General features: G+C 44.8%; 8 protein-coding genes. 7 read left to right on the forward strand and 1 reads right to left on the reverse strand.

Features of this window, described 5'->3' with window-relative positions; all coding sequences use genetic code 11:
* Positions 1 to 220 precede the first annotated feature (220 nt).
* From QUA27_RS26710 to QUA27_RS26730, 5 genes are all read left to right on the forward strand, one after another.
* Positions 221 to 1,435: a hypothetical protein gene (locus tag QUA27_RS26710; protein ID WP_333072015.1), complete on the forward strand. Its 1,215-nt coding sequence runs from the start codon at positions 221 to 223 to the stop codon at positions 1,433 to 1,435.
* Positions 1,436 to 2,524: 1,089 nt separating this feature from the next.
* Complete coding sequence (locus tag QUA27_RS26715) at positions 2,525 to 3,124, forward strand: glutathione S-transferase family protein (protein WP_333072018.1); 600 nt, start codon at positions 2,525 to 2,527, stop codon at positions 3,122 to 3,124.
* 33 nt (positions 3,125 to 3,157) lie between these two features.
* Positions 3,158 to 4,117 (forward strand): pyridoxamine 5'-phosphate oxidase family protein, encoded by a 960-nt coding sequence (locus QUA27_RS26720; protein WP_333072021.1) that lies wholly within the window; start codon positions 3,158 to 3,160, stop codon positions 4,115 to 4,117.
* Between the two features lie 416 nt (positions 4,118 to 4,533).
* Positions 4,534 to 4,878 carry a DUF4087 domain-containing protein gene (locus tag QUA27_RS26725; RefSeq protein WP_333072022.1) on the forward strand — a complete coding sequence of 115 codons (345 nt, stop codon included), beginning with the start codon at positions 4,534 to 4,536 and terminating at the stop codon, positions 4,876 to 4,878.
* A gap of 54 nt (positions 4,879 to 4,932) precedes the next feature.
* Complete coding sequence (locus QUA27_RS26730; protein ID WP_333072023.1) at positions 4,933 to 5,325, forward strand: nuclease A inhibitor family protein; 393 nt, start codon at positions 4,933 to 4,935, stop codon at positions 5,323 to 5,325.
* A 918-nt stretch (positions 5,326 to 6,243) separates the two neighbouring features.
* Here the strand turns inward: QUA27_RS26730 and QUA27_RS26735 are convergent.
* Positions 6,244 to 6,390: an alpha/beta fold hydrolase gene (locus tag QUA27_RS26735; RefSeq protein ID WP_333072027.1), complete on the reverse strand. Its 147-nt coding sequence runs from the start codon at positions 6,388 to 6,390 to the stop codon at positions 6,244 to 6,246.
* Positions 6,391 to 6,713: 323 nt separating this feature from the next.
* Here QUA27_RS26735 and QUA27_RS26740 point away from each other — a divergent pair, with 323 nt between their 5' ends.
* Positions 6,714 to 7,070, forward strand: coding sequence for a PadR family transcriptional regulator (locus tag QUA27_RS26740; protein WP_333072024.1), 357 nt, complete (start codon positions 6,714 to 6,716; stop codon positions 7,068 to 7,070).
* Between the two features lie 8 nt (positions 7,071 to 7,078).
* Complete coding sequence (locus QUA27_RS26745; protein ID WP_333072025.1) at positions 7,079 to 7,849, forward strand: hypothetical protein; 771 nt, start codon at positions 7,079 to 7,081, stop codon at positions 7,847 to 7,849.
* Positions 7,850 to 8,241: the final 392 nt, after the last annotated feature.

Raw genomic sequence — 8,241 nt, forward strand, 5'->3', positions numbered from 1 at the left:
TTTGTATTTCGATGTTAAAACCTTTCAGTGTTATAATCCTAGCCGTTAAGTATTAATTGTTGCTGCATTAAAAAAAATTAGGAACAAGTTTTCTCATCAAAATAGTTTTGGCTATGCTAAGAAATGAAATCAGACTGAATGAAATATTATCAAGGGTGATACCGCTATAATGGTGACATATAATACTGTGTCGCTTTAATTTTCATTCCGAGGTCTTCTTATGCCAATCGAACTTTCAGGGATAACCTTTACCGAGCAGGGTAATTCGATCGGCGTATCTGGCGAGGAAAGAATACTTAATAACGGCTTCGCTAATACTCTTGCGGGCGAGGACTTAACCCTCGGTAGCAGGGAGAACATTAGCAACAGCATTCCGACGAGGATAAGCGGTTTCTACAACAGCGGGACGTTCAATGCCAGTGATAGTAACGGCTTAATCGTTGCTGCGGCAGACTACGGCGACTTAATTCCTGATACTTACGAGTACACGATTAGTGGCATCCACAACACGGGCGCGCTCAATACGGGTGAGGGTAACGACTTAATCCTCGGTATCCGTTACAAACAAGGAAAATACAGGTCGAGCGATCGTGAGAGTAATGGCATTTTCAACGAAGCAGGCACCATTGATACGGGTGGTGGTGATGACATAATCACGGGCATTGCCCAGGGTTTTTTGAGCGTAGGAATCGAGCATAACTCTACTAACCCCAACTTGCAAAGCCCCAGCACCATAAATACTGGCAGCGGTAACGACACGATCGCGGGTACTGGCGAATACACTGGCATACGTTTTGGCTCCATCAGCGGCTCCACCATCGATACTGGCGAGGGGGATGACGCAATCACTGGCACTGGTGGCTATTACGGCACGGTTTTCTATTCCTCTTTTCTCAACACCGGCGAGGGTAACGACACAATCACTGGCATTTCAACTCAGGGCGACGCCATTGCCAATTCCTCCACCATCAATACCGGGGATGGCAACGATATAATCACTGGCACTAGCACTTACAGCATCGCCATCTCCAATACCGGCACTATAAATACTGGCGACGGCGATGATATAATTCTTGGCATTAGGACTGATTTTCGCTTTGGCGCGACCATCGCCAACAGCGGTACCATTAATACTGGTAATGGCGCGGACTCCATCATTACTGATAGCGGCTTTTCTAGCTTTGGCAGCATATTTTTAGGAAAAGGTACAGACTATATCAGGGGTTCTGGTTATGCTACTTTCTATGCCGGGAAGGATCGAGACTCACTGGAATTAACATCAGGCAGCTATACCGTTGAAATATTGGGGACAACGGTAGGTTTTAGAAGTAGTAATGGCACTATGAAAACTTCTGAGTTTGAAGAACTCATAGCTGGTAGCACAACGTATGACTTTACCAGTTTAACCAACGGTCAAACAATTGTTGTTGCCTAGCAGCCTTTGAGAAGTATGGGACAGCTAGCTATAAGAAAAGTTTTGCTGTCCTACAAGACACTTTATTCTTTACTGATAGCGCTTTTATTCACTTTCCTGAAAGAATCGAAGATTTGGCTGAGTCTAACGATCGCGATCGCCTCCAAGCCCGCTGTCCCAACGCAGAAATTTGCTATGCCACTCTCGTACACCTTGGCTTATTGTCCAATATAGCAATCCTCAATGATTTTCTGTGTATAAGTGTACTGATGTATTTTGGGTAAAACAAATTTACGTTCCCTGCTAAAAATTCACACAAAAGTTTTATAACCTTAAAATACCTAGATAAATGCCAATACTTTTTTCAAAAATTTTTAGCTTGTAATCAAATATCTTCAAAGAACTTTGATTGGAAGTAAGGGGTTACTTTTTTATATATTTTGGTAGAAATTGTAAATTATTCATCTTTTTTCATAATCAAGTATGGCCTATAATTGTACCGTAATCATGATAATAATTTAGGATTGCTCCCAGTCACAATTAATTACATAAACCTATGAGCTACAAACCTTGTATAGCTAAAAATTAACAAAGAATCAGTGTGTAATTAGTTCTGTCCCATTACTTATCAAAGGTTTGCTATTCACCGTGCAGAAGGCATTATCTCTGCCAAAGGGCGCTTCTCTTATTCTAAACGCCTCGACTGCTTCTACCGCAGGCGCCCCAGTCTTTAATATTTATAGCCCGACCAAGGCTGCCGTGCGATCGTTTGCCCACAATTGGATACTCGACCTCAAAGAACGCAAAATTTGAGTCAATGCGATTAATCCTGAGTGGTTTCAACCCCTGGCTACACCCTTGTGGGATTGAGCAAAGAGCAGGCGCAGAAATTTGTAGACAGTCAAGCCGTCACCAGTGAGCTAGGATGAGTCGGTACGCCCGATGAAATTGCCAAAGCCTTTGCCTTTCTCGTCTCAGACGACAGCAGTTTTGAGCAGTTTTGCGAACGGTATCAAACTATGATGGTGGCATGACCCCAGTCTGAATATGTGAATTAGGGAATGTGGCAGTCCTAAATCAATCATGTTTACACTCACAAGGAGAAACATCATGATTAAGCTTTACGGTCACGAAATGTCTGGTAACAGCTACAAACCAAGACTATTGCTGGAACTGTTAAATATTGAATATGAATGGGTAAAAGTGGACTTAATGAAAGGCGAACACAAGTCGCCGGAATATTTGGCACTTAACCCCTTTGGACAGGTTCCTTTGTTAATCGATAGTGATACCAAATTAGCGGATGCTCAAGCTATTTTGGTGTACTTGGCACGACAGTATGGTGGCGATAGTTGGCTGCCGTTGGATGCGCTCCCGTTGGCTCAAGTCGTTCGCTGGCTATCGACAACTGCTGGAGAAATTCGCCAGGGCCCCGAAAATGCCCGACTTTATTATTTGTTTGGGGCTACCAGTATCAATATCGAACGGGCACACCAGCAAGCAGAGAATATCCTGACTCAATTAGATCGACATTTGACTACGCGCAACTGGTTAGAATTCGATCGCCCCACCATTGCTGATATCGCAGTCTTTCCCTACGTTGCTCTGGCGAACGATGGCAAGATTGACCTCGCACCCTATCCCAACGTCATGACTTGGATAGGGTGCATCAAACAACTCCCCGGCTATATCCCAATGGCTGGACTGTAGGCGAACCACACAGCTTAAAAACAGAGGTAACGTATGGCAATCCCAGGCTGGACAAGAACCGAATCGCCGTTTCATGCGGGCGAACTAGCAATTCAAGGTCGAATGGGTACGCAGGCCAAGATGGATAGGCAAGGACGACAAATGATTCGGGAATACCTGCCCGATCAGTTTCGCCAGTTCTTCTCCCAACTTTCTTACATAATTGTGGGTACGGTGGATGTGACAGGCAGCCCCTGGGCTTCAATTCTGGTAGGGAAACCGGGCTTTGTATCAACGCCCGACGATCGCACCTTACAGATTGCCGCTAAACCCCTATTTGGCGATCCTTTGACAAATACTCTTGCCGATCGCATCGATATCGGCTTGCTCGGGATTGAGCTTCATACCCGTCGTCGCAATCGTGTGAATGCTACTGTCACAGCAATTGACTCGGATCGCTTTGAAGTGCAAGTGCGACAAAGCTTTGGCAATTGTCCCAAATATATTCAAACTCGGATGTTTGAGCTAATTGAGCAAGATTCAGCAGTGCCGCAATCGATCCATCAATTCCAAATGCTCGGCTCGGAAGAACGCGCCACGATTGCTGCCGCTGATACCTTCTTCATTGCAACCGCTTATCAAAATACATCGGCAGGCATTGCTAGCGGGGTAGATGTTTCTCATCGCGGTGGCAAATCAGGCTTTGTGCGGCTCGATGATGACTGTACGCTGACCGTTCCCGACTTCTCTGGCAATTGTCAGTTTAATACCTTTGGCAACCTAGAGTTAAATCCCAGGGCAGGACTGCTATTTGTGGATTTCGATCGGGGCAACCTGCTCTATCTCACAGGCACAGCCGAAGTGATTTGGGAAGGTGCCCAAATCAATGACTACGAGGGAGCAGAGCGATTGTTTTGCTTCCACCTCGATCGTGGCTGTCGGGTAGAGGGCAGCCTCCCACTGCGCTGGTCATCCCCAGCATTCTCGCCTTTCTTGGAGCGCACAGGTTCTTAATGAGGAAATTGGTTATTTAATCTTGTTAGTGTCTTTATTTCTTCGCCACCCAGAAACTTGATTTTTTAAAACCTTATAGCAAAAGTATTTCAAAATTGCATTTTGCCAGTGGCGAAAACTTCCTGACATTAACCAACGTTGATTAACTAATCTACCAACAAACTTTTATGGAGGCTAAACCCCCTCTCCCACCACTGAAACCGATGCGTTCGTGCAGGAACATCCCGAAGATTAGTTATTAGCCTCTAACGAGCACCAATTCCCCGACAACTTTCCATGTGTGCCAGGGGCTGCAATCATCATGGGTTGGTTCGCTGTCTTGAGTTTTTAGCTAGCTAAGGTTCAGTTTCATATAAATTGTTATAATTGAATAAAAATAAGATGTTGCTGAGAATATGAAATTAAGTTTTCTGATTGTGCCAGCTATTATTGCAAGTATTTCTATTTTCGCTCTTCCGGCTAGTGCAACTGAAACTAGGTGTGGATGGTTGTACAATCCCACACCTCGAAATTGGTATTTAATAGACAAAGATGGCCGTTGGGTGATCTCGATGCAAGGGGGATATGAAGCCCAAGGAATGGATAATCTTCCTACTAATGAGAAAGAGTACGTCAAAACGAATGGTTATCATGGGTATGGTTGTGCTTGTATGGATGTGGTGACAGATAGCGCTCGATCGAGAATTAGCGAAATTCGTGGTGGCGAATCATTACCGCTCTCAACCTGTCGCGAAGATCCGAATGTACCAAAAAGTCCTTAGTTCCAGCCAACAACAACCGTACCATCACAGTAAAGCTGAGGAACCACCGCCACCATGACCGACTCGATCCCCACCCAACTCAAACAAGCTTCCGAGGGCTTGCTCTTCGGTAGCGAAACCGACGCTCCTTTCAAGGTCATTAGCTGGCCGATACAGGAAGAACTTACTCCAGCGAAACTTCTGCAACTGACTAACCATCCACCCGATGCTCCCCTAGAAATAGTCAGTGTGGAAGAGTTCTTTGATGTGGCAAATGCTGAGGAAGATTGGCACGATGAAGAAGAACGGGAAACAGTGCAGCGGTTCCAGAACTTAGTCAGCATCCTAAAGCAGAACTTATCGCAGTTGCAGGTTTACCGAGTCGGCAGCGTTGACATCGATGCGTACATTGTCGGGGTGACTCCCGGCGGATTGGCGGGGCTGTCTACGAAACTGGTGGAGACTTGATTGCAACAGACAGGGTGAACTATGATTGTTTGTTAATCATTTAGTTACGTAGTAACCATAATTAAAGTCAGGAAGAGAGGTTGTAATATGAACACGCCCGGCAAAGTATTTAGTTGGCTTGCTTCTCTTTACTGTTTGGTTATGATAGGAATTTTATTATTCCTTTCTTACACAGAAGGTAAACGATACCACATAGCTATTATAGCTTCTTTTGGTATGCTGCTAATTGTTTTTCCTCCCCTCTGGTCTTTCCTTGATAGAGAATATCATATCAGAATTAACTGGCTGATCAAGTTATTTTTATGGATTTGTTGTTACGGATTCCTAATGGCCAACATTAATGCAAGTGGTTAAAAGTTTCAACCAAAAAAGCATAGTTGATAAAGGTTTTATCTCTTTTTGCTGATTCTCAACTTTACCTTGAATGACTTATCGTAACACGGTACAAAGATGGTTTTATGGTTCCCTTAAAAGAGGAAATATAAGAATTGTTATTGCAGCAAACTCGTTTGGGAAGACCAAGAATAATGAACCCTGAGACTGTAGAAAAATTTTCAAAGGAATTGAAATCTGTTTAAGAGAATGCTTTGATGCAGTCGAATGTGTTCTTGTGTCCCGCCTGCATTCCTTGGAGCCAGAACCGCTCAATCATGCCCTGCAAGACGTTAGCACGCGGACGGTTGAACCCGAAGAAGGGGCCGCTAGCGAGATCCTTATAGAGCTGCGCTCAGTCGCCAAGGAGTCAGCGCAAAGCTCATCGAATACCTAAATCGGTAGTTTGTCAGGATTATTCTCTGTTTTCAGCATCAGTGGCGCAACAGCGGAACGCAGTGGGGATTTTGCAATTCGCGCTGTGGCGTGGCGACCGATATAGCGGGCAACTTCACCTCCACCTGTAGAGAACCCAATTAAGTTAGCTCAGCTCAGGTCTAGCGTTTCAATCAGCGTCGCGAGATCCTCAGCATAAGTATCCATCTCGTTTCCGTTCCCAGGTTGGCTCGATCGCCCATGTCTCCGACGGTCATGAGCGATTCCTCGAACCCTGTGGTCTGCTAGAAACAGCATTTGAGCTTCCCCATTATCAGAATTCAGAGGCCAACCGTGGCTGAAGACAACGGGTTGTCCTGTACCCCAATCTTTGTAGTAAATCTGTGTGCCATCTTGCGTTGTGATTGTGCTTATGGGATTTTTCCTCAATCAATATGGATTGGGTTCAAGGGAACGAAGGCACTGGGTCGATATTTACCCCGTTCTTCTCATTCTTCAACAGACATTCCATTTAGCCCGCGCAAGTTCCTTGAGTTAAGCTCCAACTTATGGTGAAGCGTGATTTTTTCGGACTTTTAGCATTGTATTGACATATATCCGTTGCGGATATAGTATGAGGTATGGCTAAAAAGAAAACAACCAATACACCCCTTACTCCAGCAGTGTTTCATATCCTTCTGGCACTCTCCACACAGGAGCGTCATGGCTATGAAATCATGAAGCAGGTCGAATCCGATTCACAGGGAAAGGTAAAGATGGGGCCTGGAACGCTCTACGGCTCGATTGGTCGCATGATTGAAGCGGGATTGATACGTGAGAGTGACAAAAAGATAGACCCAAAAATGGATGACGAGCGACGGATCTACTACCAAATCACCGGGCTGGGTAAAAAAGCACTCGCTGCGGAATTGGAGCGATACCGCGAAATTCTGATGGTTGCTCAACAAAAACGGATCTTTCCGAATACTTTTACGTAGGACATTTTATGAACGAACGCTTAATACGACAATACCGAAACTGGTATGCAAAACTACTTGGCCTCTACTCAAAGCCTTACTATGAGCGCTTCGGTGAGGAAATGAAGCAAACTTTCACCGATATTCTCCGAGAGCGTGCAGAGGAAGGACGAGGATTATTCGGTTGTGCTCTTTGGATGTTCCTCGAAACATCCGCGGGAATTATCAGAGAGAACATAACATATATTCTTATGCAAAACAAAAACATTATTTACCTTGCACTCGGGACAGCATTCATATTGCTGATGCCCTGGTTAGCAATGCTGTTTACCGATCGAGTAGTGTGGGACCTGACTGACTTTATTGTCGCCGGTGCTCTCATCTTCGGCACGGGTCTTGCTTATGAATTGGTAGCGAGGAAGGGGGGCACTATGGCATACCGAGTAGCTGTCGGCATTGCACTCGCGGCAGCGCTCCTCCTCGTCTGGATGAACCTTGCCGTTGGTATCATCGGGTCTGAGGACAACCCCGTTAACCTCATGTATTTCGGAGTGCTCGCCATTGGAATCCTCGGTGCCGCCATCGCGCGTTTACGACCGCAGGGAATGGCACGTACTTTGTTTGCAACAGCCCTCGCTCAGGCATTGGTTCCTGCAATCGCACTGATTGTCGAAAAGCCCCAAGTGAACTCGATAGAAGCATCCCTAGGTGTGTTGGGTGTATTGGGTTTGAATGCGTTTTTCGTCATGATGTTTATCGGCTCGGGTTTGCTGTTTCGGCGTTCCAGAATGAGGCTATAGCAACCCTAAATAATTTTCTACATCTACAGCAATCCTCAATGATTTTATGTGTGTAAGTATTATCGATATTCCTGTTAATAAAAGATTTTAAGGAAGCTAGATTTTTTTGTGGCAGTTGTAAATTATTCATTCTTTTAGTCTCACAATCAAGGATTGCATATAATGGTATCATAGTCTTGATAATTATTTAGGATTGCTATAGTTGTATAAGAAAACGGGTAGCAGGATTTTGTATGGCTACTTGCTCGCTCGGATGTATTATTCAACTTGAAACTTGCTGTACTTCCACATATTTTGAAGTAATCACCTGTCCTCTAGCAATACTCCGGACAGTTTTTAAATAGGGATGCTTACGCAATAAAGCACAGAAGCGAAAAAACTGAGTGCTATCT

The organism is Microcoleus harperi Pol14_C6, assembly GCF_036701295.1.
Lineage (GTDB): Bacteria > Cyanobacteriota > Cyanobacteriia > Cyanobacteriales > Microcoleaceae > Microcoleus.

Coding starts and splice junctions, on each gene's coding strand:
- QUA27_RS26710 (WP_333072015.1), top strand. CDS start 221: ATGCCAATCGAACTTTCAGGGATAACCTTTACCGAGCAGGGTAATTCG.
- QUA27_RS26715 (WP_333072018.1), top strand. CDS start 2,525: ATGATTAAGCTTTACGGTCACGAAATGTCTGGTAACAGCTACAAACCA.
- QUA27_RS26720 (WP_333072021.1), top strand. CDS start 3,158: ATGGCAATCCCAGGCTGGACAAGAACCGAATCGCCGTTTCATGCGGGC.
- QUA27_RS26730 (WP_333072023.1), top strand. CDS start 4,933: ATGACCGACTCGATCCCCACCCAACTCAAACAAGCTTCCGAGGGCTTG.
- QUA27_RS26735 (WP_333072027.1), bottom strand. CDS start 6,390: ATGCTGTTTCTAGCAGACCACAGGGTTCGAGGAATCGCTCATGACCGT.
- QUA27_RS26740 (WP_333072024.1), top strand. CDS start 6,714: ATGGCTAAAAAGAAAACAACCAATACACCCCTTACTCCAGCAGTGTTT.
- QUA27_RS26745 (WP_333072025.1), top strand. CDS start 7,079: ATGAACGAACGCTTAATACGACAATACCGAAACTGGTATGCAAAACTA.